Genomic DNA, 24745 nt, shown 5'->3' on the forward strand with positions numbered 1-24745 from the left:
TCGGTGCGTGGTGTCAGCGGGCGGCGCTGGAGGTGGCCGGGACCGTCTCCGCGGTGAACCGCTCGGGGATCGGTGCCCCGGCCCGGCGCATCGCGACCAGGACGCTGCCGACGGTCGGATCGTGTCGGGGTTCGACGAGCTCGAGGGTCGTGTCCTCGGCGAGCAGTGCGGTGGCGAACGCCTCGCGGAACCGCGGCGCTCGGAAGAGCCCGCCGGAGTACGACACGGGGACCGGCTCGTCGGCGGGGAAGCCGAGCGCGCGGACCGTCGTGCCGACCAGGGTCGTGAGCTCCGCGGCGGCGCGGCGCAGGACGTCGGCAGCAGCGTCGTCGCCGGCGTCGGCGGCTGCGACGACCACCTTCGCCAGGTCGGCGACGGTGCCGCGGTCCGCGCCCCACTCGTCCATGACGACGCCGATCAGGTCGAGGTCCTCGGTCACCCCGACCCGCTCGCGCACGAGTGCGTGCAGCGGACCCCGGGGGAGTCGGCCGTCCGCCATCCGCGAGAAGGCGTTGAGCCCCTGGACGGCGACCCAGTACGCGGACCCCTCGTCGCCGAACACCTCGCTCCAGCCGCCGACGCGGTGCGCGGTGCCGCCGCGCTCGCCGTAGGCCATCGACCCGGTGCCGGCGATCACGTTGACGCCGTCGCGGCCGGCCAGCGATCCGGCCCAGCCGCCGACCATGTCGTTGCCGCAGGAGTACCGGTCGTGTCCGAGCACGTCGGCGGGGAGGGCGTCGAGCACGGGGGTGTCACGACTCGACTCCCCGTGACCGGGGATGCCGAAGTGCGCGAACGTGATGTCCGCCGGGGCGATGCCGGCCGCCGACGTCACCGCGTCGACGCCCGCACGGACGACGTCGCCGACGAGACCGGTCCCCGCGTCGAACCAGGAGGAGGCCGGCTGCCGCGACTCGGCGAGCGTGGTGCCCTCGCCGTCGGTGAGCAGGAACGCGGTCTTGGTGCCGCCGCCGTCCATGCCGAGGAAGACGGTCATGCCCGTGCAGCTCCCGCGCGGTGGTCGTGGATGGTCACGCCCTGGACGACGCGGTTGACCGTGCCGCCCGGGAACGGGTTGTCCGGCGTGCATCCGTGCGCGACGGACGTGGCGAGGGCGAGGAGCTGGGCGAAGCCGACCAGGGCGACGCTGCGGAACGCGTCGTCGAGGCCCGCCAGGTCGTCGAGCGGGAAGGAACGCTCGTCGTCCGCGTCCCCGCCGACCGAGACGACCCGGACGGCTCCGTCCGCGCGGAGCTCGCGGAGGATGTCCGCGTCGTACCGCGCCGTGTACGGGTCCGACGAGCCGTAGACGACCACCAGGGTGTGCGCGCCCGCGACGGCCTTCGGGCCGTGCCGGAAGCCGAGCGGGGTGTCGAAGAACGACACGACCCCGCCGGCGGTGAGCTCGAGCAGCTTCAGCGCCGATTCGCGTGCCAGGCCCTGCAGCGCTCCGCTGCCCAGGTACACGACGCGTTCGGTGCCCTCCGCGAGCGAGGCGATCCGTGCCTCCAGGCCGGCGATCGTCCGTGCCGCCGCGACCAGCGCGCCGGTACCGGCCACGAGCTCCGGCCGGAAGGCCAGGAGGACGGCGAGGAGCATCGTGGAGAAGCTGGACGTCATCGCGAAGCCGGTGTCGTTCGTCTCGGCCGGCATGTCGAGGACGAAGGACCGGTCCTGCCCGCGGTGCTCGCGGGCGAGGGCGCCCGTGGGGTCGCAGGTGACGACCAGGTGGTGCGCACCCGGTGTGACGTCGTCGACGACGCGGGTCGCTGCGACGCTCTCCGGACTGTTGCCCGAGCGGGCGAACGAGACCAGGAGCACCCGGCCCGGGTCGCCGAGCGAGCCGTGCGGGTCGGCGACGATGTCGGTCGTGGCGATCGACTCGACGCGACGGCCGAGGTGGCGGCGCAGGTCGACGCTCGCGATGTCCCCGACGAAGGCCGAGGTGCCGGCCCCGGTGAGCACGATGCGCAGGTCCTCGTCGGCGAGCAGCGGCTGCAGGAAGGCGTCGAGCGCGGCACGGCGGTCGTCGAGCGACGCGACGAGGCGCTGCCAGCTGTCGGGCTGCTGCAGGATCTCGCGGTGGGTCGCGGTCTCGTCGGCGCGGACGGGGGCGGTGGTGGTCACAGGGACTCCTTGCTGGTGGTGGTGGTGACCGTACCGGTGGCCTGCGCGCGCGGGGCGACGGCGGCGGCGTACGGACGCAGGACGTCGCGGACGCGGTCGAGCACGATGTCCTCGGCACGGTTCGGCAGCAGGCCCTCACGGACCCGCTCGTACTGCACGGGCAGGTACTGGCTCAGCAGCGGGAGCGGGATGCCGACCGCGTCGAGGCTGCGGACGAGCGCCTCGGTCGCGGCGGTGATCTCCGGGTCCGGCCAGTAGTAGCGCATGCGGTCGCTGTAGCTGTAGGTGCGGGCGATGCGCTGCTCGTGCGCGTCGCCCTCGTAGTAGCGCTCCCAGCGGTCCGGCTCCGCGAGCATCCGACGCTCGACGACGCTGCGCAGGTCGACCGCGCTGCCGTCCGGGACGAGTTCCGCCTCGACGGCGTCGAGGGCGAACAGCGCCTCGCGGAGCCCGAAGGTCAGGCCGGGGCCGACCTTGAGCACCGCCCAGTGGTCGTCGACCAGGGCACGGAGCGCCTCGGGCGTCTGGTAGTCGGTCGAGTGGGCCTCGTACACGAGTCCGGGCGTCGCCTCGATGACCTCCTGCAGCGCGGTCGTGGCCTCGGGCACGTAGTCGATGACCTGCAGGTGGTCGAACTCCACCGCGGGCTGCACGACGAGCGCGACGACGCGCGGCCACACGTCGGCGAGGCCGGCGCGCTCGAACGCCGCACGGTGCACGTCGAGCGTCCCGACCGCGGCCGTCGCCGGGGTCGGCTCGAGGTCGCGCAGCGTCTCCTTCGCCCCGCCGGGGGTCGGGACCTCGGTGCCGATGACGTAGACGATGCCGTCGCGGTCGATCCCGGCGTCGGTGGCGGCGGACTCCGCGGCGGCGAGCAGCACGGCGGCCCGCTCGGCGACGACCGCGTCGGTCAGCGGGGCGACCTCGCCCTGCAGCGGCATGCTGCAGTCGAGGTGGATCTTCGTGTAGCCGGCGGTGACGTAGGCACGGACGAGGTCGACGGCGAGCGGCATCGCCTCGGCGGCCGGGCGGTCCTGCCACGTGTTCGGGCCGAGGTGGTCGCCGCCGAGGACGAGCCGGTCGGCCGGGAAGCCCTCGGCCTCGGCGAGGTCGAGCACCGCGGCCCGGAAGTCCGCGGGGGTCATGCCGGTGTACCCGCCGAACTGGTCGACCTGGTTGGAGGTCGCCTCGACGAGCAGGGGCGCGTCGTCCTCGAGCGCCTGGCGCATCGAGGCCCGCAGGACGTAGGGGTTCGCCGAGCAGACCGAGTACATGCCCTCACCGGATCCGGCACGGTGGCGAGCGACGAGCGCAGTGATGGGGTTCACGTGGTTCTCCTGGTGCGTGCGCCGCGGTCGGCGGCGCTGCCGACGCGGCACCGTCCGGCGCCGCGTCCGGACCCAGTGTCGGCAACGACCGATCAGTTCCGCTGCCAGAACGATCACTCCGGTCATTCGCAGTGATCGTTCTGGCGCATGATGGGTCCATGGACAACGACTCGCCGGACGTCGGCCGCAAGCGGCGGGACCGGATGCGGGACATCCTCGAGCGGGTGCGCGAGCAGGGCTCGACGAGCACCGACGAGCTGATCCGGGCCTGCGGCGTCTCGGCGGCCACGGTCCGACGCGACCTCGGCGAGCTCGAGGCGCGCGGTCTCGTCGTGCGCAGCTACGGCCGGGTCGAGTCGGTCGGCGCGCTCCCGGAGCTGCCCGTCGTGATGCGGGCCTCGGAAGCCGACGCCGCCAAGCGCGCGGTCGGTCGGCTCGCCGCACGGCTCCTGCCCCCGGGGCGACAGGCCGTCGCGGTCAGCGGGGGGACCACCACGAAGGAGGTCGTGCGGGCGCTCGGCGACCGGAACGGTCTGACGGTGATCACGAACGCCGTGACCATCGCGCTCGAGGTCTCGCGCAGCCCGCGGGTGAAGACGATCCTGACCGGCGGCACGCTCCGCGCCACCTCGCTCGAGGCCGTCGGTCCCCTGGCCGAGGCCGCGTTCGCGGCGTTCAAGGTGACGACGGCGTTCCTCGGCACGGACGGCATCAGCGCGGCCGGCGGCGTCACCACGCACGACGACACCGAGGCGCGGACGAACGGCGTGATGGTGACGCACGCCGACCGCGTGGTCGTGGTGTGCGACGGCTCGAAGGTCGGGCGGCAGACGATGGCGCGGATGGCCGACATCGGCGACGTGTCGGTCCTGGTGACCGACGAGCACGCCCCGGCGGAGGCGCTCGAGCAGATCGCCGCGGCCGGGGTCGAGGTCCTCATCGCCTGAGCGCTCCACGCCCGAACGCGCACTCGTCCTGCGCGTTTCGCGAGGCTGCGTGGTGGTCGTGCCCACCGCGCCCTACCGTGGGGCCCGGCCGGCGAACCCCGTCGAGGCCGCGCACCCGGACGCCGCAGGAGCCCGCGTCGGGACGCGTGACCTCCCACCCCTCCGTGCCCTCTGCCACCCGCCGGGTGGCCCCGACCGCCGTCCCTCGGCGGTACCCCGAACGAAGGGCTTCCCATGACCCGCATCGTGTTCGTCGGCGCCGGGAGCGTCGTCTTCACGCGACAGCTGCTCGCCGACCTCCTCCGGTACGACGACCTCCCCGAGCTGGACCTCCGGCTGTTCGACGTCGACGAGCGTCGCCTCGCCGTCGCCGAGGCCACCGCCCGCCAGGTGAGCGAGCGCCTCGGCCGGCCGGTCACCCTCACGGCGACGACCGACCGACGTCGCGCCCTCGCCGACGCGGACTTCGTCGTCGACATGGTGCAGATCGGCGGGATCGCCGCGACCCGGACCGACCTCGAGATCCCGGAGCGGTACGGCCTGCACCAGACCATCGGTGACACGACGGGGGTCGGCGGCGTCTTCCGTGCCCTCCGCACCTTCCCGTTCCTCACCGAGCTGACCGCGGACATGCGCGAGGTCGCCCCGGACGCGGTCCTGCTCAACTACACGAACCCGATGGCGATGAACATCTGGTGGGCGGACACCGTCGCGCCGGACATCACGGCGCTCGGGCTCTGCCACAGCGTCTACTGGACCGCGCACGACCTCGCCGGACTCCTCGGCCTCGACGTCGAGCAGACCCGGTTCCGCGCAGCAGGCGTCAACCACCAGTCGTGGCTGCTCGAGTGGACGCACGAGGGCGAGGACCTGTACCCGCGGCTCCGCGAGCGCATCCGGCAGGACCCGGAGCTCGAGCGCCGGGTGCGGGTCGAGGTGTTCAAGCGGATCGGCTCCTACCCGACCGAGACGAGCGAGCACTCCTCCGAGTACCTGTCGTGGTTCCTCCGCTCGCCGGAGCAGGTCGACCGGTTCCGGCTGCGTCCGCTCGAGTACGTCGGCATCTCCGAGGACAACGTCGCCGAGTTCGAGGCCGCCGAGCGCGACCTGGCGGCCGGCCGACCCGTGCAGCTCGAGGAGGGCGCCTCGGAGTACGCCCCGCAGGTCATCCACTCGCTGGTCACCGGCACCGAGCGCGAGATCCACGCGAACGTGCCGAACAGGGGCCTGATCGACAACCTGCCGGACGGGTGCGTCGTCGAGGTCCCGACCACGGTCGGAGCCGGCGGCATCGCACCGATCCCGATGGGGGCGCTCCCCGTGCAGGCAGCGGCGCTGAACCGGCCGTACGTCTCCGTGAACGAGCTCACCGTGCACGCAGCGCGGACGGGCGACCCCGTCGCGATCCGGCAGGCGGTGCTCATGGACCCGAACGCGTCCTCGACGCTCACGCCCGAGCAGATCTGGGAGCTGTGCAACGACCTCGTCGTCGCCCACGGGGACCTGCTGCCGGAACCGCTGCGCGCGACGATCCCCGCACGCGGGATCTGAGCTCGCCGGCCGACGCACCACTGACGACGAAGGAGTCCGCAGTGACACGCACCACCAGCAGCAGCACACGCACCAGCAGCAGCACACGCACCGCCCGCCGCCGCACCGGACGCGGCGCGCTCGCCGTCGCGATCGCGGTCGCCGCGACGGTCCTCACCGGCTGCGCACCGCAGGGTGCCACCGAGCTCGACACCACGGCACCGGTCCACCTGACCATGTGGTCGGGCCAGAGCGACGAGGCGGCGAAGCTCCTGCAGGTGCTCGTCGACGAGTACGAGGACGAGCACCCGAACGTGACGATCGACATGTCCTCCGGGGCCTCGTCGACCGACGAACTGCTCCAGAAGCTCGCGGCGTCGTTCGCCGGGAACGACTCACCCGACATCTCGTACACCTTCGGGTCGTGGGCGAGCCAGCTCGAGCGATCCGGGCGGACGCTCGACCTGCGCGCCGAGGCGGAGGACCCGGACACGCACTGGGACGAGTTCTCCCCGGCGGCTCGCGGCACCGCGCAGCCGACCGGGCGGAAGGTGATCGGCTTCCCCGCGGTCGTCGACAACATCTCGCTCTTCTACAACAAGACGGTCTTCGACGCCGCCGGCGAGCCGTACCCGACGGCGGACTGGGACTGGTCGGACTTCCGTCGCGCCGCGAAGGCGTTGACGGACCGGGACAGCCAGACCTTCGGCTACGGCTACTCGGTCTCGGGCAGCGAGGAGACCACCTGGCAGATGTGGCCGCACCTCTGGCAGAACGGCGGTTCGATCCTGTCCGAGGACGGCGAGCACGCCGCGTTCGACTCGGAGGCCGGCGTCGAGGCCCTGGAGTTCATGCGGTCCATGGCCGTGACCGACCGCAGCGTGTACCTCGACCAGACGGACACGAAGTTCGCCCAGCTGTTCGAGAGCGACCGCGTCGGCATGATCACCTCCGGTCCGTGGGAGCTCTCCGCCCTGCAGACGGCCGGCACCTCGTACGGCGTGGTGCGGCTCCCCGGCACCGACGGTGACCACCAGACGGTGTCCGGGCCGGACCTCTGGACCCTCTTCGACAACCACGACGTGAACCGCGCGTACTGGGCGAAGGACTTCACGAAGTGGCTGACCTCACCCGAGCAGGACGAGCGGTTCAACGTCGCCGTCGGCAACCTGCCGCTGCGGTCGAGCGAGGCCGACAGCGAGGCGTTCCGCAAGCAGGTCGACGCCCTGCCCGGACTCGACGTGATCCAGGCGAACTCCGCCAACGCGAAGCAGGTCCGCCCGACCCTGCCCGGCTACAACGGCCTGTCCGAGGCGTTCGGCAACGCGGTGTCCCGCGTGCTGCAGGGCGAGGGCGAACCGGCCGAGGCACTCCGGCAGGCGACCGTCGCCGCCGACAAGGCACTCCGTCAGGGCTAGGAGGCCCCCGTGACCACTCCCGCACTCCGCACCCGTCCGACCACCGACACCGCGCCGCCGCGGCCACCGCGCCGACGTCGATCGGCCGCCGCCCGCGAGGGCCTCGCCGGCTGGGGCTTCGTCGCCCCGGCCCTGGCGGTCGTCCTCGGCCTCACGATCTTCCCCGGGGTCTGGGCGCTCGTCCTCTCCTTCCAGCGCTGGGACGGCTTCAGCCCGCCGTCCTTCGCCGGCATCGAGAACTACCAGGACCTGGCCACCGACGCGAGCGCGCTCGCGGCCGCCGTGCACACCCTGCTGTACACGGTCCTGTTCGTCCCCGCGTCCCTGCTGCTCGGACTCGCCCTGGCCGTCGCGCTGAACCGGCGCATCCGGTTCATCGGGCTGTACCGCACGGCGATCTTCGTGCCGTTCGTGGCCTCGGCCGCGGCGACGGGCATCCTGACCACCTACCTGTTCAGCCCGCAGTTCGGCATCGTCAACAACGTGCTCCGCGTGCTGCACGTCCCGCCGCAGGGCTGGCTCGAGGACCGCGCCGAGGCGATGGTCGTGATCGTGATCATGTCCCTGTGGGGGCAGGCGGCGTTCACGACCGTCATCTACCTCGCCGCCCTGCAGGACGTCCCCGGCGACGTGCTCGAGGCGGCCCGGATCGACGGCGCGAACAACTGGCAGACGTTCTGGCGCGTGGTGTGGCCGCAGCTGGCGCCCGTCACCGCCTTCGTCGGGATCTACCAGACCCTGCAGGCCGTGCAGCTCTTCGACCTCGTCTACGCAACCACCCGAGGCGGACCGCTCGACGCGACCCAGACGATCGTCTACTACCTGTGGAAGACGGCCTTCCAGAACCTGCAGTTCGGCTACGGGTCCGCCATCGCCTACGGCATGTTCTTCGTCACCCTCACCGCGACCGTGATCGTCACGCTCGTGCAGCGCCGAGCCGGAAGGAACGCGTCACGATGACCGTCGAGACCCGAGTACTCGAGACCCCGAACCGGCCGGACGCCGTCGCGACACCGGCGGAGCGCACCACACCCCGTCGTCGACGTCGCCTGCCGTTCAGCCCGTGGCACCTCCTGCTCGCACCGGTGGCGCTCCTCTTCCTGCTGCCGTTCGTCGAGATGTTCATGACGTCGCTCGAACCGGCCTCGGAGATCAACAAGTTCCCGCCGTCGTTCCTCCCGACGCAGTTCACGCTGTCGGGCTACACGCGCCTGTTCGCCGAGTCGGACATCCTGCACTGGCTCCTCAACACGGTCATCGTGTCGGCGTCGGCGATCGTCTCGCACCTCGTCCTGTGCTCGCTGGCCGGGTACGGGTTCGCGCGCCTGCGGTTCCCGGGGCGGACGTTCGGGTTCCTGGCGATCCTCGCGACGATCATGATCCCGTCGCAGCTGCTCATGATCCCGACGTACGTGATGTTCGCCCGGTTGCACCTCGTGGACAGCCTCGGTGCCGCGATCGTGCCTTGGCTCGCCTCGGCGTTCGGCATCTTCCTGATGCGGCAGTTCTTCCTGTCCCTGCCCGCCGAGCTCGAGGAGGCCGGCCAGATCGACGGGTGCACCCGCCTGCAGGTGTTCTTCCGGATCGTGCTGCCGCTCGCCCGTCCCGCGTTGGCGACGCTCGCGATCTTCACGCTGCTCGGGTCGTGGAACGACCTGGTCTGGCCGCTCGTGGCGATCAACGACGCCGACTCGTTCACGCTGCAGCTCGGTCTGACGAACTTCCAGGGGGCGCGGCGGACCGACTGGTCGCTGCTGATGGCGGGGAACGTGGTCGCCACGCTGCCGCTGATCCTGCTCTTCCTGGTGGCGCAGAAGCAGTTCGTCGCGACGATGGCCTCGGCCGGTCTGAAGGGCTGAGCAGCACGGACGACGGGAGGCACGGTGCTCACGGGCACCGTGCCTCCCGTCGTCCGTGCGGGCGGTCCGCAGGCACGGCTGCCGGCCGGGAGGCGCGAGTCCGCTCGGAACCGTGCCGCCGGGTGGGCGCGGACTGCCGGCCGGGAGGCACGGGTCGGCTCGGTACCACGCCTCCCGTCGTGCGCACGGACGGACCGGGGCCGCGGGGCGGGCCGGCACCGTGCCTCCCGTCCGGGTGCATCGGCCGTCCACGCGGCCGCAGCGAGCACGACGGAGCGCCCCTCGGATCCCGAGGGGCGCTCCGTCCGGTGGCCGTGACGGCCACCGCTCACTTCAGGCCGGAGGACGCGAGTCCGTCGATCACCCGCCGCTGCAGCACGATGAACAGGATCAGCACCGGGGCCATCGCCATCAGGCTCGCCGCCATGAGCAGGGGGTAGTCGATGGTCCGGTCGCTGGACAGGGTCGCGAGCCCGGCGGCGAGCGGCATGTCCTCGGCGCGGGTGGAGACCACCAGCGGCCAGAGCAGCTCGTTCCACGACCAGAGCACGGTCGTGATCGCGAGCACGCTGATCGACGGGCGCGCGAGCGGCAGCATGATCCGCCAGAAGGTCTGGAACGGGTTGGCCCCGTCCATGCGTGCCGCCTCCTCGAGCTCCGCGGGCATGTTGAGGAACGCGGTCCGCATCAGGAAGGTGCCGAAGGCGCTGAACAGGCCCGGTGCGACGATGCCGGCCAGGCTGTCCAGCCACCCGAGGCCCTGGACGATCTGGTACTGCGAGATCAGGTAGACCTGCGACGGCACCAGCAGGATCGACAGCACGATCCCGAGGATGACCGCGCGGCCGCGGAACCGCATGCGGGCGAACGCGTACCCGGCCAGGGTGCACAGCACGATCTGTGCCAGGGTGCGGATCAGGGTCACCCAGATCGAGGTCGCGAGTTGGTCGAGGAAGGGGAGCCGTTCGAAGACCCGGGCGAAGTTGCTCCACTGCAGCTCACCGGGCCAGAAGGTCGGCGTCGGCGAGGTCACCTGCGCGTTCGTGGACAGCGCCATGACGATCTGCCACAGGAACGGGAACGCCATGACGAACCCACCGATGCCGAGCACCACGTGGATCCACCAGTGGCTGCCCCCGCGGCGCCCCGGACGCGTCGTCGTCTGCGCCCGGCTGCGGCTCGCCGCCCTCGTGACCGCCGCGACCTTGCTGCCGCGCGCTTCGATGATGCCGGTCATGACTGGACCCACTTCCGCTGGACCCGGAACTGCACGACGGTGATGATGCCGATGAGCACGAAGATCACCATCGCGATGGCAGCCGCGAAGCCCTTGTCGTTGTCGATGAACCCGGCGTTGTAGAAGTAGAAGACGAGGGACATCGTCTTCGGGATGACCGGGTTGGTGGAGCCGAGGATCGCGTAGAGCAGGTCGAACAGCTGGAAGCTCGAGATCGTGGTGACGACGAGCACGAAGAAGATGCTCGGGGTCAGCAGCGGCACGGTGAGCGCGTGGAACTGGCGCCAGCGACTCGCACCGTCGAGCTCTGCGGCCTCGTACAGCTCGGGTGGGATGTCCTTGAGCCCGGCACCGAGGATGATCATCGAGAAGCCGAGCGACGACCACAGGCCGACGAGGGACACCGCGACGAGCGCGAAGCCCGGGGTGGAGATCCAGTACGGGCCGTCGATGCCGACCAGCCCGAGGAACCAGTTCACGATGCCGAAGTCGCCGTTGTACATGATGCGCCACACCAGGGCGATCGCGGCGGGCATCGCGACGTAGGGCAGGAAGAACAGCACGCGGTAGAACTGTGCGAAGCGCAGGCCCGGCGTGTTCAGGAGGCTCGCGAGCCAGACCGCGATCGGGATGCCGAGCAGGACGATCACCGTGTAGACGATCGTGTTGACCAGCGACTGGTACAGCTGCGGGTCGGTCAGCAGGCGCCCGTAGTTCGCCAGGCCCGTGAAGGTGGCGCCGCCGAACACGCCCCAGCTCGTGAACGAGTACCAGAACGTCTGCAGGATCGGCCAGATGAAGAACGTGCCGACGCCGATGAGCAGCGGCAGCACGAACAGCCACGGCCAGATGCCGTCGGTGCGTGGGGCCCGCGACGGTCGCGAGGGGCCGTCGGGAATGGTGTCGGGCGGTGCGGACACCTGTGTGGCGTCCGGTTGCTGGGTGTTGATCGTCATCAGGTCGCTCCTCGGCCAGGGCGGTCGGATCAGGTGGTCCGTGCGGTGCGGATGGGCGGACGGGACGGAGCCGGCCGGCCGGGCGCGGGCCCGACCGACCGGCTCGTCGTCACTCCTTCGCGAGTGCTGCGTCCATCTCCTGGGCGAGCTTCTCCGTCACATGGTCGACCGGCTCGGAGCCGTCGAAGGCGCTCGGCAGCAGGTTCGTCTCGAGGGTGTTCCACGCGGCGGTGTTCTTCGACACCGGCAGCGGCTTCGCGTAGTCGACCGCGTCGAGGAAGACCTGCAGGTCCGCGTCGGGCATCGTCTTCGCGAAGGCGTCCTGCGTGCCCTCGTAGGCCGGGATCACCGCACCCATGTCGCCCTGCTGCTGCTGTGCCGGCTTGCTCGCCAGGTACGCCTGCAGTGCCTGGGCTGCGGCCCTGTTCTTCGACCCCTCGGCGACGACGTTCGAGACGCCGTGGATGACGGTCGCCTGCTCCTTGCCCTTCGGCAGCGGGTAGACGACGACGTCCTGCTCCATGTCGGTGCCGATCAGCGCCGACCGGAACCAGCTGCCGCCCTGGTACATCGCGAGCTTGCCGGAGGTGAACCACTGGTCCGCCGTGGTGTCGGTGAGCTGCTTGATCGTCGGCGAAGCGCCCGAGTCGATCAGGTCGGTCCAGAAGCGGATGCCCTCCTGCGCGGCCTTCGTGTCGTACTCCGACTTCCCGTCGTCGATGACGGACCCGCCGGCCTGGAAGATCGTGTCGTAGTAGGTGGTCTGTCCGTCCATGCCGCCGGCGGCGCCGTACGCGCCGTCGCCCTGCAGCTTCTGCGACAGTTCGGCGGCGGTGTCCTGGAAGTCCTGCCACGTCCAGTCCTTCGACGGCATCGCGACGCCGGCCTGCTCGAACAGGGCCTTGTTCACCCAGACGCCGATCGTGTCGAAGTCCTTCGGCACGCCGTACTGCTTGCCGTCGTAGGTGTACAGGTCGTCGAGCGCCTTCGAGTACTTCGACGGGTCGATCGCGCCCGACTCCACCGCGCCGGTGATCGGTGCGAGCTTGCCGTTGCCCGCGTAGAGCTGGAAGTTCGGGCCGTTCATCCAGAACAGGTCGGGCAGCGTGTTGCTGGAGCCCTGCGTCTGCAGCTTCGTGAAGTAGTTGGCGTACGGCGTGACGTCGACGTTGACCGTGATGTCCGGGTACTCCTCGTTGAAGCCCTTGATGTTCGCCTTGATCGCGTCGACCTGGTTCTGGTCCCACACGGCGTACGTCAGGTCGGCCTTCGTGTCCTTCGCGACCGTGCCCGTCCCGGAGTCGGAGCCGGCGGACGAGGCGCTGCTGCACCCGGCGAGGAGGGCGACGGCGCTGACCGCGGCAGCGAGACCGAGCAGGGCGCGGCGGCGACCGCGGCCGTGACGGGGGGAGGGGAGGGTCATCGGGTGTTCCTTCCGGAGAGGTCGTCGCGGCCGGCGGCCGAGAAGTGACGGATCGTGGCATCGGGGAGGGGCGGCACGTCGAGCGGGACGGAGCCGTTGCGGAGCGAGCGGGTGGCGAGTGCGCCGGCGGCGACCGCCATGCGCGCCGCGATCGGGGACAGCGTCGTCGGCTCGCCGAGGGCCACCGAGCGGAGGAACTCGGTCATCGTGAGGAGGTCGGCGTCGGCGTGACCGTCCTCGACGCCGTCGACCGGGTACTCGACGTCACCGGTGACGTCCCAGTTGCGGCGGTGGGTCCACACCTTGACGACACCACCGCCGGTGTCGCCGACGTTCTCGAGCCGTCCGTGGGTGCCGATCACCGTGTAGTTGCGCCAGTAGTCGGGCGTGAAGTGGCACTGCTCGTAGCTCGCCTGCACGCCGTTGTCGAGCGTCATCATCACCATCGAGACGTCCTCCACGTCGACGACGGGGTTCAGGCCGGTCTGCTCGGCGGGCGGCCAGTTGTCGAACGAGAACCAGTCGGTCATGAGCTCGTCGCTGCGGTCCCGCCGGTCGGTGACGTCGCCGTACACGGAGAGCGACCCCATCCCGACGACCCGGCTCGTGTACGCACCGGCGAGGGCGTGCACGACGTCGAGGTCGTGGCTCGCCTTCTGCAGCAGGAGGGAGTTCACGCGGCTGCGGTCGGCGTGCCAGTCCTTGAAGTAGTAGTCGCCGCCGTTGCCGACGAAGTGGCGGACCCACACCGCCTTGACCTCGCCGATCTCACCGCGGGCGATCACCTCGCGCATGAGTCGGACGACGGCGGCGTGCCGGAAGTTGTGGCCGACGTACAGGGGCGTCCCGGTCTCGGCGGCGGTGTTCAGGACGGCGTCGGCGTCCTCGACCGTGATCGCCAGGGGCTTCTCGAGGTAGACGGCGATGCCGGCACGGAGCAGGTCGATCGCGATCTCGGCGTGGGTCCAGTCCGGGGTGGTGACGATCGCCGCGTCCACGAGGTTCGGCACGCCGTCCGAGCCGATCAGTGCCCGGTGGTCGGCGACCACCTCGGCCTCCGGCCAGTGTGCGGCGGCACGTGTCCGGCCGCTCTCCGTGGTGTCGGCGGCGGCCGTGATCCGGGCGTCCACGCCGTCGGCGTCCAGCCCCGCAGCGGCCACGTGGTCGGCGATGGCCGACCGCTGGCCGATGCCGACGACGCCGACCCGGAGCAGGCGTGTGCTCGTGGTGGTCATCTCGCTCCCTTGCGTGATTGTGACGGCAATGATGCCAAATCGATCATGAGTGCACAATAAGCAGGCACGGCTCGATCACGGAAGCGTGCATCCGAGGTTGTTACATGTCGGCAACGTCACGACGACGGCACGGGACGGCGCCGGTCGACTGCGGCTGCGCAGCCGACGACGGGCGGATCCGAGGTGACCGCAGCCGCGGGGCGTCAGCTCGCGACGACGAGTTCCACGCCGGCGGACGCCAGGTCTGCGGCGAACGACGCCGGCACCGCCTGGTCCGTGACGAGCACGTCGATGCGGTCGAGCGGGCAGATGCGCGCGAAGGTGGAGCGCTCGATCTTCGTCGAGTCGGCGACCACGATGATCCGCCGTCCGACCGACGCGAAGTGCCGGCTCACCTCGGCCTCGCCCTCGTGCATGGTCGTGGCGCCGTACTGGCCGGACAGCCCGTCGACCCCCAGCACGACGACGTCGAGCGCGAACCCGTCGAGGGTGTCGCGGACCGTCGGGCCGATGAGCTCGTACGACTGCCGCCGTGCCACACCGCCCGTCACGACGATCTTGACGTTGGCGCGGATCGACAGCTCGTAGCCGATGTTCAGGGCGTTGGTGACGATGGTGATGCCGCACTCGCCGTCGGCGCGGATGAAGCGCTCGGACTTGCCGAGCTCCCGCGCGACCTCGGTCGTCGTCGTCCCGCCGTTCAGGCCGACGGTGTCCCCCGGGGAGACGAGCGCGGCGGTCGCCCGGGCGATGGCGGTCTTCGCCTCGGCCTGCCGGGCGATCTTGTACTGCAGCGGCAGCTCGTACCCCGCGCCCAGCGCTGCGGCCCCACCGTGGGTGCGCGTGACGAGCCGCTGGTCCGCCAGGGTCGTGAGGTCACGCCGGGCGGTCGCCGCGGAGATGCCGAGCGCCTCGCCGATCTCGGCGATGGAGACGTTCCCGCGGTCGCTCACGAGCTCGAGGAGCGCGTTGAGCCTCTGCTGCGGGGTCATGGCGTCATCCTACGGGCGTGTTCGCTGCGCGATGTGAGCGGAAATGATGCGCGTTGTTTGCACCGATCACGATCGGTCGGCAGGCTGTCGGCGTCCGATCAGTCCCGATCGGCACGACCGGAGGGCTCGCGATGACCGCGAACGGTGCAGCGCTCGGCATCGACGTCGGGGGCACGAGCATCAAGGTGCGCCTGGTTGCCGACGACGGGCGGGTGCTCGAGGAGCAGCGTGTCCCGACGCCCCGGGAGGACCCGCAGGCCACCGCGCTGGCCGAGCTCGTCGCGACGCTGGGACAGCGGGCCCGGACGGTCGCCCGGCGACGGGGGACGGAACTCGGGGCGATCGGTCTGGTCGTCCCCGGGGTCGTCGACGAGGACGCCGGCCGATCGGTGCTCTCCGTGAACCTCGGCTGGCGGGACGTTCCGGTCCGGGCACGGGTCGACGACGCCCTGCGCGCGGCAGGCGTGGACGCCGTCCCGCTCGCCTTCGGCCACGACGTCCGTGCCGGAGCGCTCGCCGAGGTCCGGGCCGCCGGTCCGGGAGCGGCCCCGGGCGGTCCGCTCGCCACCGACACCGACACCGACACCGACACCGACACCGACACCGACACGATCGCCGCGCTCGGCCGTGGCACCGTCGCCTTCGTCCCGGTGGGGACCGGCCTGGCGAGTGCCCTGGTCGTCGACGGCCGGGTCGTGCCGGGCGGCGGGTGGGCCGGGGAGGTCGGCCAGGTCCGGATCCGGGACGGCGCGCACGCGGGCCTCCGGGTCGAGGAGGTCGCCTCGGCCGGCGCCGTCGCACGCCGCAGCGGTGCTCCGAGCGCCCACGACGCGATGCTCCGGGTCCTCGACGGGGACCCGGTGGCCCGACGGGCGTGGGACGACTGCGTCGACGTGCTCGCCGACACCCTGGCCTGGCTGACGGCCGTCGCGGGGTGCCACACCCTGATCGTCGGCGGCGGCCTGGCGCAGTCCGGGCCGCTGCTGTTCGACCCGCTGCGCGCCGCCGTCGCGGACCGCCTCGCCGGGGTCCGACTGCCCGAACTCGTGGGGGCACGCCACGGCGATGCGGCCGGCGCCATCGGTGCGGTGCTGCTCGCCCGCCAGGCCCGAGCCGGCTCGGCGCAGGCCGGCTCCGCGCGTGCCGCGTCGGTGCGTGCCGGGTCGGTGCCGGACGTGGCGGTGACCGCGTGACCGTCCTCGTCCGCGCCCCACGGATCGTCACCGCCGCGGTCGACCTGTCGGAGGCGTGGCTCGCCGTCGAGGACGGCCGGGTCGCCGCGGTCGGCACCGGTGCGGCACCGGTGCACGACCGTGTGGTCGATGCGCCGGGCACCGTCCTGCCGGCCTTCGTCGACCTGCACGCGCACGGAGCCCTCGGGCACGACTTCGCCTCGTGCTCGGTCGCCGAGGCCCGGGCGGCCGCCGAACACCACGCCGCGCGGGGGACCACCCGCCTGGTGGCGTCGATCGCGACGGGCACGGTGCCGGACACGGTCGCTGCCCTGCACCGCCTGCGACCGCTCGTCGACGACGGCACGCTCGCCGGACTGCACCTCGAGGGGCCCTGGCTCGCACCCGCCCGCCGGGGTGCGCACGCCGCGCAACTGCTGCACCCGCCGACCCCCGACGAGGTCGACCTGTTCGTGGACGCCGGCGGTGCGGCGCTCCGGATCGTCACCCTCGCGCCCGAGCTCCCGGGTGCGCTCGACGCGGTCCGGCGACTGGTGGCGTCGGGTACCGTCGTCGCGATCGGGCACACCGACGCCGACGGTGACCAGGTCCGGGCGGCGGTGGACGCCGGTGCGACCCTCGTCACGCACCTGTTCAACGGGATGCCGCCGCTGCACCACCGTGCGCCCGGCCCGGTCGGCGTCGCGCTGTCGGACGAGCGTCTCACCGTGGAGTGCATCGTGGACGGCCACCACCTCGACCCGGTCACCGTCGACCTCGTGCGCGGAGCCGCGGGTGACCGCCTCGTGCTCGTCTCGGACGCCATGGCCGCGACCGGCTGCGCCGACGGCAGCTACCGGATCGCCGGCTCGGAGGTCGTCGTCTCCGACGGAGTCGCTCGGCTCGCGGACGGCTCGTCACTGGCGGGGAGCACGATCACGGTGGCGGACGCCGTCGCTCGCTTCGTCGACGGTCGCCCGGACCGGCTGCCGGCGGCGGTGCACGCGTCCTCCGCACGGGCGGTGTCGGTGCTCGGTCTGCGTCCGCCGCTCAGCGTCGGATCCGCCGCCGACCTCGTGGTGATCGGACCCGACGGGCGGATCCACCCGCTGCCGCTCGGACCGGCCGCCTGACCGAGCGCGGCCGCCCGCCCGGGCGGCCCGTGTCACGGAGCCGGCGCCGTCGGACGGGAGGCGCGGTGCCGGCCCGCCACGTGCCTCCCGTCCGGATCAGCGACGCGCCGGCGGGCCGCACGCCGCGCCGACGACCGGACACCGGTTGCCGTCGAGCTCGTCGGTGTACTCGTCGCCGTCACCGAGCAGCACGTGCCGGTACGCCTCGTCGTCGATCGGTTCCGCGGAGCGCACGGCAGCCTCGAGCAGGCTGTCGTCGACCTCCGGCAGGGCGCTGACGGCCACGAGCGTGTCGCCCACGACCGCGGCGACCTCGTGGCCGTGTTCGCTCGTCCGCCGCACGACCCCGCCGTCCTCGTCGCACGACGTCTCCGCCTCGGAACCGCCGCCGGGGGCGACGCCCTCGATCGGTCGGCCGCACGGCGGGGTCGTCGCGGCGAGCGTGACGACCGTCAGGTCCGATCCCGACGCGTCGCCGGGCGCGTGCGCCTCCTCGGCAGGCGAGGAGAACACCTGCAGGAACCCCGGCAGCCGCTGCTCGATGTTCGCCTCGTACACGGAGCCGTACCCGTCGGGGGAGATCGTGACGGGCCGGAAGTCCGCGCCGATGGCGACCTGCGCCCGCGCGATGGCCTGCTCGTCCCGGTGCACGTCGCTCCGGTGGACGCGGACGCCGACCGCGACGACCACCGCGACGACCGCGACCGCGGCGCCCGTCCCCAGGACGACGCCGAGCTTCCGCAGGACCCCGCGGTGCACGAGCATCGCCGGGACCGCGGCGACGACCGCGCCCACCAGGTACGGCGTGGGCGTGGACGCGAGGAGCGGGAACGTCGGCTCGGGCCCGGCGAGGGCAGCGGGCAGCAGCGCCGCGACGAGGACCGCGGGGACGAGGACGAGGCCCGCAGCACCGAGCCACGCCGTCCGGCGACGCCGGGTGGCGAGGACCGCCAGACCGCCGAGTGCTCCGCACGCCACGACCGTGTGGACCAGCAGCGCCACGAGGCCGGGTACGCCGACGAAGAACGTGAGGAGGGCGGCCGCGCGCGCGAGGTGTGCGGCGCCGACGCCGATCGCCGTCGCGCCGAGCACGTGCACCCAGGGGTGCGTCCTGGTCCGCTCGCCGGTCGTGTCGCCCACGCTGTGCCCCCGTCCGTCGGACCCCCTGTCCGACCGAGCCGATCCTCGCACGCCGCGTGCCGTGGCGGTCGGGCCGGGTCGTCAGCGGGGCGAGGGTCGGAACCAGCGGATCAGCTCGCGGAGCGCCGGCAGCGAGCTGATCTGCGTGCCGTCCGCGGCGTCGAGGTCGTCGAAGGTCGTCCGGTAGCCCGGGGCCTGCTCGACGTCGGTGTCCTCGGCCGGGTAGCCCATCGTCCACTCCGGGAACTGCCGCTCCTCGATGAGCTCCTCGGTGAGCACCGTGACCTTGGTGTGCCGGTCGTCGTGCTTGATCGTCGCCATCTTCGCGCGGACCGCCTGATCCGGACCCTCGAGCAGCTGCAGGAAGTAGCCGTTCCGGAAGAGCAGGACGCCGGTGATGTCGTTCTCCGCGTTCGCCCGCCGACTCTGCGCGAGCAGGCCGGCGAGGTCGTCGTCGTCGAGGGATCGGGTGGCGACACTCGAGTAGATGAGGGACAGCATCGGGGCTCCTTGGTGGCGGTCGTGCCGGGTCCGTCAGTCAACTCCGCGGCACCCGTGCGTCCGCGGACCACCGGGGGACGAGCGGACAGGCCGACGTCGCACGGCCGTCGGCTCTGGGAGGCTGGTGCCATGGACCCCGTCATCGTCATCGGAGAAGCCCTGGTCGACGTGGTCGACCGCCCCGATGGGCGCGTCGAGCACCCGGGCGGGAGCCCGATGAACGTCGCCGTCGGCCTCGCTCGCCTCGGCCGGGCCGCACGGCTCGTGTGCGCGCTCGGCGACGACGACCACGGCGGTTCGATCCGGGCGCACGTCGGCGCGAGCGACGTCGAGGTCGACGCGACCGCGATCGAGCGCACCTCCACCGCCGTCGCGACGATCGGCGACGACGGCGGTGCGTCCTACGAGTTCGACCTCGACTGGCGCCTCGACCCGGTGCGGGTGCCGGTCGGTACGCCGCTCGTGCACGTCGGCTCCATCGGTGCTGTGCTGGAGCCGGGCGCACGGACCGTGCTCGAGGCGCTCCGTACCCGCCCGACGGACGCCCTCGTCTCCCTCGACCCGAACGTCCGTCCGTCGATCACGCCCGACCGGGATGCCGTGCTCGCCACCCTCGAACCGCTGTTCGCCGAGGCCGACGTGATCAAGCTCAGCGACGAGGACGCCGCGTGGCTCTGGCCGGACCGCAGCGTCGACCAGGTCCTCGACGGGCTGCTGGCGCACGGGGCGGCGCTCGCCGCGGTGACGCTCGGCGGCTCGGGCTGCGCGATGGCGTCCGCCCGCGCGCGGACCACCGTGCCGGCGCCGCGCGTCGAGGTCGCGGACACGATCGGCGCGGGTGACTCGTTCATGGCGGGGCTGCTCGCCGGCGTGCTCGCGCGGGGCTCGGCACCCACCGGCCTCGACACCGACGAGCTCGGACGCCTGGCGTCGCTCGCGCTGGCCTGTGCCGCCGTCACGGTGTCCCGCCCGGGCGCGGACCCGCCCGTCCGGGCCGAGCTCGACACGGACGCCGCCGGGGTCCTGGGCGCCTGACCGCTCGTCGCCCGGCCGCACGCCCGGACCGGACGTACGGGGCAGCGACGGGTGCTCGCCACGGGTGAGGATCGCGTCGCCCGCACAACGGGGAGCACGTGGCGCCGCGGATCGACGTGGCGCGAGGTGCTCCCGGTTGTGCGCGAGCACATCGCACCGGCGGCCGACCGCGCGACCGCTGACCGATCGACCACCGACCGCGTGACCGCTGACCGCCCGACCACCGACCGCGCGACCGCTGACCGCCCGACCACCGACCGCGCGACCGCTGACCGCGCGACCGCTGCGGCCCGCGCGGGCGCACGGCCGCGCACCGGCCGGGCCCCCCGCCGTCAGGCGTGCGCGGCGAGGAACGCGTCGGTCTCCGCGGCCGTAGGAGCCGTCGCCGGCCCCCGCCGTGTCACCGCGAGTGCCGCCGCGGCATTGGCACGCCGGACCGCGTCGACCAGCGAGTGCCCGCGCGCCAGGGCAGCGACGAGCACGCCGCCGTGGGCGTCACCCGCGCCGTTCGAGTCCACCGCGTCGACGGGGAACCCGGGCACCAGGACCGGGGCGCGCCCCGGCTCGGCGACCCAGCAGCCCGCTGCGCCGTCACGGGCCAGCGCGGTGCCGCGGGCGGATGCGGCGATCGCCGCGACCGCCTCGGGGAGTCCCGCGGCGGTCGGTGCCATGAGCCGTGCCTCCCGGCCGTTGGCGCTGACCACGTCCGCTCGCGCCGTGACGGGGCCGAGCACCGCCGGGGGCAGCGTGTCGACCAGCGGTGACGGGTCGAGCACGACACGGACGGAGTCCGGCACCGTCGTCAGCCAGTCGGCGATGGCCGGACCATTGACGGCGTGCGCGAGGCCGTAGCCGGAGACGACGACCGTGTCGTCCGGCCGGAGCGCGACACGGTCGAGGTCCGCGCGACCGAGCCGGCCCTCGGCACCGACGCTCGTCACGAAGGTGCGCTCGGTGGAGGCGTCGACGAGTGCGACGCAGTACCCGCTGTCGACGTCGTCGAGCCCGGGCTGCAGGACCTCGACGCCCGAGTCGACGAGCGCCGCACGGACGACGTCGCCGAACGGCCCGGTGCCGTACTGCCCGGCGAACACCACGGGCAGGCCGTCGCGGACGGCGGCGACCATCGTGTTGAGCCCGCCGCCCGCGGTGATCTCCGACGCCGAGGCGATGACGTCACCGCCGGGCTCGGGGATCGCGTCCACGCGCAGGACGATGTCGACGACGACGTTGCCGACCGAGACGAGGCGGCTCACGCGCGCTCCTCGGGAGCGTGCAGCTGGCCGCGGGCACCGCCGGTGAGCAGGTACACGAGGGCGGCGACGACGAACGTCACGATCCACCCGAGGCCGTTCGCGCCGATCCAGCTGTCCGAGAGTGCTCCGACGAACACGGGGTCCGCGTCGCCGACCTGCACCGAGGTGAAGAGGAAGCCGACGACGATCGCGACGACCCAGGCGGCGAGGGCGCCCCAGGCGACGCCGCCGCGGTACCAGTAGCGGCCTCCGGCGCGGAGGTCGAGCAGCGCGGCCGGGTCGTACCAGCGTCGCTTCGCCATGTCGGCGATGAACACCCCGAGCCAGGCGGTGATCGGCACCGCGAGCACCGAGATGAACGTGATGAAGGGCGCGTAGAAGCCGTCGGCGACGAGCATGAAGTACATCGCGCCGAGGGTCGTGACGACCACGTCGACGCCGACCGCCCACACGCGGGGCACCTTGATGCCGAGGGTCAGCGTGGTGAGGCTCGCCGAGTACACCGACAGGTGGTTCGACAGCAGCAGTCCGCCGAAGGCCGCGACCAGGTACGGGATCGCCATCCAGCTCGGCAGCAGGTCGCGGATCGCCGCGACCGGGTCACCGGCCTGCGCGAGGGTGGGGTCGCCGGCGGAGACGAGGGCGCCGAGACCGACCAGGACCACGAGGGGGATGCCCGCGCCGGCGGCGCTGGCGCTGATCAGGGCGCCCGCCTTCACCGAGGTGCGCGTGTACCGGGCGATGTCCGCACCGGCGGTCGCCCACCCGATGCCGGTGCCCGCGGCGATGGTGCCGATGCCGATGACCATCGCGGCGACCGGACCCGCGGGCTGCGACCCGACGACGTCCCAGTCGACACGGAGCACCAGGAACACGGCGACGAAGACGTTGAGGGCGCCGAACACCCACGTCGCCCACTTCTGCACGGCGACGATGAACGCGTGGCCGAGCCCGGAGACGAGCACGGTCGCGACGACGAACACGAGGATGGCGACGATCGTCAGCACCGGGTTCGCCTTCGCGTCGCCGTCGGTGCCGAACAGGATCGTGAAGAGCGACAACAGCACGAAGGCCGCGGTCGTCGTGTTCACGGTTTCCCAGCCGAGGCGGGAGAGCAGTGACACCGCGGTCGGTCCGATGTTCCCGCGCACGCCGAACACCGCGCGGCTCAGGGTCAGACCGGGAGCCCCGCCGCGGCGTCCGGCGATGGAGATCACCCCGACGACCGCGAAGGACCCGGCGGCGCCGATCACCGCGACGACGAGCGCCTGCCAGATCGTCAGCCCCTGGAACGCCACGAGGGTCGCACCGAGGGGGAGTCCGAGGATCGAGATGTTCGCGGCGAACCAGACCCAGAAGAGGGCCCCGGGGGCGCCGTTCCGCTCGTCGTGGGGCACGGGCTCGATGCCGCGCTGTTCGACGCTCGTCAGCGTGCCGCTGGAGAGCGTGCCGCCGGAGCGCGTGGTGGTGTCCTGGGCCATGGGGTCCTCTTACGTCATCGGAAGGGTGCTGCGGGGGAGGTGAGGGTGCTGCGGGGAGCGGGTGCTGCGGGAGAGCGGGGTGCTGCGGGGAGGGGTGGTGACCGGGCGGCGGCGGAGGGGGGACCGCCGCCGTCCGGCGTCGGGTCAGGCCCGGTGACGGAGTGCGAGCAGTCCGTCGACCAGCGGGCCGAGCTCGAGGTGGTTCACGGCCGTCACGGTGGTGACCGCGTCGACGGGCCAGGCATCCGGACCGTGCACGGCACCGAGCACGGCACCGGCCATCGCGGCGATGGTGTCCGTGTCGCCGCCGATCGACGCGGCCGTGCAGAGCGTCTCCCAGGGGTCGAGGTCGAGCGCCACGAGGGCGAGCGCTGCGACGACCGACTCCTGGCTGGCGACGCTCGTGCCGACGAGCTGCGACACGGTGTCGATCCGGTCTTCGGCGGGGACGGTCGGCAGGAAGCCGCGCGCCCAGGTCGTCCTCGCAGCGATGTCCGCGCCCGCGACCCAGTGGCCGCGGGCCGCACCGATCGTGGCGGCCGCGACCGCGGCGTCGAGCGCCTCGGTCCGGGAGGCGCCGCCGACGCCCGCGCTCACGGCGGCGGCGACGGCGCTCGCCCCGGCGATGCCGATCCCCGTGTCGTGGGTGACGCGCGACGCGTCCTGCACGGCGTCGACCAGACGGACGAGGTCACCGGAGGGCACGGCGATCCCGACCGGCGCGATCCGCATCGCGGCGCCGTTCGTCGTCCCCGTCGACCCGGCCTCGGACGCCGGGACGCCGTCGAGGATGCGCTGCACGGCCGTCTTCGTGCTGGGGCCGAGCAGGTCGAGCGAGCCCTTGGCCTCCATCGCGCGTTCCCAGGCGATGAGCGCCTCGGCGAAGCGGCTGGGGTCGATGTGCCCGTCACCCTCGACGAGGAGCTCGGCGACCATGACCGCCTGCTCGGTGTCGTCGGTGATCGTGCCCGCGGGCATGCCGGCGGCGATCCGCTGGTGCGGTCCGGCGTCGACGAACCCGGAGATCGTGCCGTGGTCGGCTCGGATCTGCGCGAGGGACATCGACTGCGTGGGCATGCCGAGGGCGTCGCCGATCGCGAGGCCGGTCAGGGCGGCGAGGGCGTGGGTCTGGTCGTTCACGGTGTCCTGTCGAGTCGTCATCGTGCGGTCCCGAAGCGCATGTGCAGGCGGAAGCGGTCCGGGTCGAGGAGGCTGTCGACGCGCTCGACGAACGCGCCCTGGGCGGTGCGCGAGTCACGTCGGCTCCGGAGGAACGGGGTTCCCTCGGCGCGGTCGAGCAGGCGGGCGTCCTCGGCGTCGAGGGGCACGACGTCGACCCACTGCTCGGCGCTCGCCGGCACGAGGCCGGCCTCGGCGATGGTCGCCGTGAGCGAGTCCTCGACCAGTCCGTCGGTCGGTGCAGCGGCCAGGCGGCCGACGGCGGGCAGGATGCTCCGCTCGAGCGACACCGGCCGCCCGCCCACGACGGTGCGCAGCCGGTCGACCGCGACGAACGCCGCGTCCGCCGCGTCGACCTCGACCTGGAGGCCCGGGTCGTCCACGCGGGCGAGTCGCAGGATGCGGGTGGTCACCTCGGTGCCCGAGGCGGCGATCGACCGCGCCCAGCCACCCCGCGGGTCGAGGGCGGCGCCGTCGAACGTGACGACCGAGCCGACGCCCCCGTGGGTCGAGATGTACTCGTCGTCGGCCAGGTCGGCGAGGGCGGCGCGGACGGTGCCGCGGCTCACCGCGAAGCGGGCGGCGAGGTCGTGCTCGCCGGGCAGGCGCTCACCGGCGCGGTACCGGCCCGTCGCGATCGCGTCGCGGAGGGCGTCGGCGACGAGGCGTCGCTTCGATGAGACGGGCATGGACAGGAGTGTACATGTACAACGCCTGTCCAGTCACCGAGGCGATCACACGACGGACGGGAGGCACGGTGCCAGCTGGCACCGCGCCTCCCGTCCTCGTGTCCGTG

At 72.7% G+C, this 24745-nt stretch carries 22 protein-coding genes; 8 read left to right on the plus strand and 14 right to left on the minus strand.

The features are described 5' to 3' along the window. Positions 1-13: 13 nt before the first annotated feature. From Q9R28_RS06880 to Q9R28_RS06890, 3 genes are read right to left on the minus strand one after another with little or no spacing between them, the layout of a single operon-like run. Entirely contained in the window at positions 14-997 is a 984-nt protein-coding gene (locus Q9R28_RS06880; RefSeq protein WP_311205740.1) for a BadF/BadG/BcrA/BcrD ATPase family protein, read from the minus strand. Further along, on the minus strand, positions 994-2127 hold the full coding sequence (locus Q9R28_RS06885; protein WP_311205741.1) for an SIS domain-containing protein: 1134 nt from the start codon (positions 2125-2127) through the stop codon (positions 994-996). Before Q9R28_RS06885 ends, Q9R28_RS06880 begins: the two co-directional genes overlap by 4 nt. Continuing rightward, complete coding sequence (locus Q9R28_RS06890) at positions 2124-3455, minus strand: D-tagatose-bisphosphate aldolase, class II, non-catalytic subunit (RefSeq protein ID WP_311205742.1); 1332 nt, start codon at positions 3453-3455, stop codon at positions 2124-2126. The genes Q9R28_RS06885 and Q9R28_RS06890 overlap by 4 nt, the downstream gene beginning before the upstream one ends. A 158-nt stretch (positions 3456-3613) precedes the next feature. On the opposite strand from Q9R28_RS06890, the gene Q9R28_RS06895 reads away from it, so the two are divergent. The 5 genes from Q9R28_RS06895 (at position 3614) to Q9R28_RS06915 (ending at position 9209) form a co-directional block, all read left to right on the plus strand. Further along, on the plus strand, positions 3614-4402 hold the full coding sequence (locus tag Q9R28_RS06895; protein WP_066651508.1) for a DeoR/GlpR family DNA-binding transcription regulator: 789 nt from the start codon (positions 3614-3616) through the stop codon (positions 4400-4402). 234 nt (positions 4403-4636) lie between these two features. Continuing rightward, positions 4637-5953: an alpha-galactosidase gene (melA, locus tag Q9R28_RS06900; protein ID WP_311205743.1), complete on the plus strand. Its 1317-nt coding sequence runs from the start codon at positions 4637-4639 to the stop codon at positions 5951-5953. Between the two features lie 41 nt (positions 5954-5994). Next, positions 5995-7350, plus strand: a complete 1356-nt coding sequence (locus Q9R28_RS06905) for an ABC transporter substrate-binding protein (RefSeq protein WP_311205744.1) — start codon at positions 5995-5997, stop codon at positions 7348-7350. Positions 7351-7359: 9 nt separating this feature from the next. After that, the gene (locus Q9R28_RS06910; protein ID WP_066651510.1) at positions 7360-8310 is read left to right on the plus strand and encodes a carbohydrate ABC transporter permease; all 951 of its coding nucleotides are present in this window, start codon (positions 7360-7362) and stop codon (positions 8308-8310) included. Further along, positions 8307-9209, plus strand: a complete 903-nt coding sequence (locus Q9R28_RS06915; protein WP_081984540.1) for a carbohydrate ABC transporter permease — start codon at positions 8307-8309, stop codon at positions 9207-9209. The genes Q9R28_RS06910 and Q9R28_RS06915 overlap by 4 nt, the downstream gene beginning before the upstream one ends. A 328-nt stretch (positions 9210-9537) precedes the next feature. Here Q9R28_RS06915 and Q9R28_RS06920 read toward each other — a convergent pair whose 3' ends face one another. The 5 genes from Q9R28_RS06920 to Q9R28_RS06940 form a co-directional block, all read right to left on the minus strand. After that, a complete protein-coding gene (locus tag Q9R28_RS06920) occupies positions 9538-10446 on the minus strand; it encodes a carbohydrate ABC transporter permease (protein WP_251160018.1) in 909 nt (302 codons plus the stop codon). Beyond that, the gene (locus Q9R28_RS06925; RefSeq protein WP_311205745.1) at positions 10443-11402 is read right to left on the minus strand and encodes a sugar ABC transporter permease; all 960 of its coding nucleotides are present in this window, start codon (positions 11400-11402) and stop codon (positions 10443-10445) included. The genes Q9R28_RS06920 and Q9R28_RS06925 overlap by 4 nt, the downstream gene beginning before the upstream one ends. Positions 11403-11511: 109 nt before the next feature. Further along, a complete protein-coding gene (locus Q9R28_RS06930) occupies positions 11512-12825 on the minus strand; it encodes a sugar ABC transporter substrate-binding protein (protein ID WP_311205746.1) in 1314 nt (437 codons plus the stop codon). Then, positions 12822-14060, minus strand: a complete 1239-nt coding sequence (locus Q9R28_RS06935; RefSeq protein WP_311205747.1) for a Gfo/Idh/MocA family oxidoreductase — start codon at positions 14058-14060, stop codon at positions 12822-12824. The genes Q9R28_RS06930 and Q9R28_RS06935 overlap by 4 nt, the downstream gene beginning before the upstream one ends. A gap of 203 nt (positions 14061-14263) precedes the next feature. Beyond that, positions 14264-15052 (minus strand): DeoR/GlpR family DNA-binding transcription regulator, encoded by a 789-nt coding sequence (locus tag Q9R28_RS06940; RefSeq protein ID WP_066651516.1) that lies wholly within the window; start codon positions 15050-15052, stop codon positions 14264-14266. A gap of 53 nt (positions 15053-15105) precedes the next feature. Between Q9R28_RS06940 and Q9R28_RS06945 the strand changes: the two genes are divergently transcribed. Beyond that, positions 15106-16245 carry an ROK family protein gene (locus Q9R28_RS06945; RefSeq protein WP_311205748.1) on the plus strand — a complete coding sequence of 380 codons (1140 nt, stop codon included), beginning with the start codon at positions 15106-15108 and terminating at the stop codon, positions 16243-16245. Beyond that, the gene (locus Q9R28_RS06950; RefSeq protein ID WP_311205749.1) at positions 16242-17357 is read left to right on the plus strand and encodes an amidohydrolase family protein; all 1116 of its coding nucleotides are present in this window, start codon (positions 16242-16244) and stop codon (positions 17355-17357) included. Before Q9R28_RS06945 ends, Q9R28_RS06950 begins: the two co-directional genes overlap by 4 nt. 96 nt (positions 17358-17453) lie before the next feature. Here the strand turns inward: Q9R28_RS06950 and Q9R28_RS06955 are convergent, their stop codons facing one another. Together Q9R28_RS06955 and Q9R28_RS06960 are read right to left on the minus strand one after the other, a co-directional pair. Continuing rightward, entirely contained in the window at positions 17454-18497 is a 1044-nt protein-coding gene (locus tag Q9R28_RS06955) for a hypothetical protein (RefSeq protein ID WP_311205750.1), read from the minus strand. Positions 18498-18578: 81 nt separating this feature from the next. Beyond that, entirely contained in the window at positions 18579-18998 is a 420-nt protein-coding gene (locus tag Q9R28_RS06960) for a BLUF domain-containing protein (RefSeq protein ID WP_066651524.1), read from the minus strand. 129 nt (positions 18999-19127) lie between these two features. On the opposite strand from Q9R28_RS06960, the gene Q9R28_RS06965 reads away from it, so the two are divergent. After that, a complete protein-coding gene (locus tag Q9R28_RS06965) occupies positions 19128-20033 on the plus strand; it encodes a carbohydrate kinase (RefSeq protein ID WP_271826657.1) in 906 nt (301 codons plus the stop codon). A 332-nt stretch (positions 20034-20365) separates the two neighbouring features. On the opposite strand, the gene Q9R28_RS06970 is transcribed toward Q9R28_RS06965, so the two are convergent. The 4 genes from Q9R28_RS06970 to Q9R28_RS06985 all read right to left on the minus strand — a co-directional run bounded on the left by Q9R28_RS06970 (position 20366) and on the right by Q9R28_RS06985 (position 24638). Further along, on the minus strand, positions 20366-21289 hold the full coding sequence (locus tag Q9R28_RS06970) for a PfkB family carbohydrate kinase (protein ID WP_311205751.1): 924 nt from the start codon (positions 21287-21289) through the stop codon (positions 20366-20368). After that, entirely contained in the window at positions 21286-22770 is a 1485-nt protein-coding gene (locus tag Q9R28_RS06975; protein WP_251160009.1) for a cytosine permease, read from the minus strand. Before Q9R28_RS06975 ends, Q9R28_RS06970 begins: the two co-directional genes overlap by 4 nt. A 144-nt stretch (positions 22771-22914) precedes the next feature. Continuing rightward, positions 22915-23931: an ADP-ribosylglycohydrolase family protein gene (locus Q9R28_RS06980; RefSeq protein ID WP_311205752.1), complete on the minus strand. Its 1017-nt coding sequence runs from the start codon at positions 23929-23931 to the stop codon at positions 22915-22917. Next, complete coding sequence (locus Q9R28_RS06985; protein WP_209684533.1) at positions 23928-24638, minus strand: GntR family transcriptional regulator; 711 nt, start codon at positions 24636-24638, stop codon at positions 23928-23930. Before Q9R28_RS06985 ends, Q9R28_RS06980 begins: the two co-directional genes overlap by 4 nt. Positions 24639-24745 lie beyond the last annotated feature (107 nt).

The organism is Curtobacterium sp. BRD11 (genome assembly GCF_031844345.1).
GTDB lineage: Bacteria > Actinomycetota > Actinomycetes > Actinomycetales > Microbacteriaceae > Curtobacterium.

What these genes read in the sequence shown, in the direction of transcription:
- Q9R28_RS06880 (WP_311205740.1), bottom strand. Translation starts at nt 997, where the DNA reads ATGACCGTCTTCCTCGGCATGGACGGCGGCGGCACCAAGACCGCGTTC.
- Q9R28_RS06895 (WP_066651508.1), top strand. Translation starts at nt 3,614, where the DNA reads ATGGACAACGACTCGCCGGACGTCGGCCGCAAGCGGCGGGACCGGATG.
- melA (WP_311205743.1), top strand. Translation starts at nt 4,637, where the DNA reads ATGACCCGCATCGTGTTCGTCGGCGCCGGGAGCGTCGTCTTCACGCGA.
- Q9R28_RS06915 (WP_081984540.1), top strand. Translation starts at nt 8,307, where the DNA reads ATGACCGTCGAGACCCGAGTACTCGAGACCCCGAACCGGCCGGACGCC.
- Q9R28_RS06920 (WP_251160018.1), bottom strand. Translation starts at nt 10,446, where the DNA reads ATGACCGGCATCATCGAAGCGCGCGGCAGCAAGGTCGCGGCGGTCACG.
- Q9R28_RS06925 (WP_311205745.1), bottom strand. Translation starts at nt 11,402, where the DNA reads ATGACGATCAACACCCAGCAACCGGACGCCACACAGGTGTCCGCACCG.
- Q9R28_RS06930 (WP_311205746.1), bottom strand. Translation starts at nt 12,825, where the DNA reads ATGACCCTCCCCTCCCCCCGTCACGGCCGCGGTCGCCGCCGCGCCCTG.
- Q9R28_RS06935 (WP_311205747.1), bottom strand. Translation starts at nt 14,060, where the DNA reads ATGACCACCACGAGCACACGCCTGCTCCGGGTCGGCGTCGTCGGCATC.
- Q9R28_RS06940 (WP_066651516.1), bottom strand. Translation starts at nt 15,052, where the DNA reads ATGACCCCGCAGCAGAGGCTCAACGCGCTCCTCGAGCTCGTGAGCGAC.
- Q9R28_RS06960 (WP_066651524.1), bottom strand. Translation starts at nt 18,998, where the DNA reads ATGCTGTCCCTCATCTACTCGAGTGTCGCCACCCGATCCCTCGACGAC.
- Q9R28_RS06965 (WP_271826657.1), top strand. Translation starts at nt 19,128, where the DNA reads ATGGACCCCGTCATCGTCATCGGAGAAGCCCTGGTCGACGTGGTCGAC.
- Q9R28_RS06975 (WP_251160009.1), bottom strand. Translation starts at nt 22,770, where the DNA reads ATGGCCCAGGACACCACCACGCGCTCCGGCGGCACGCTCTCCAGCGGC.
- Q9R28_RS06980 (WP_311205752.1), bottom strand. Translation starts at nt 23,931, where the DNA reads ATGACGACTCGACAGGACACCGTGAACGACCAGACCCACGCCCTCGCC.
- Q9R28_RS06985 (WP_209684533.1), bottom strand. Translation starts at nt 24,638, where the DNA reads ATGCCCGTCTCATCGAAGCGACGCCTCGTCGCCGACGCCCTCCGCGAC.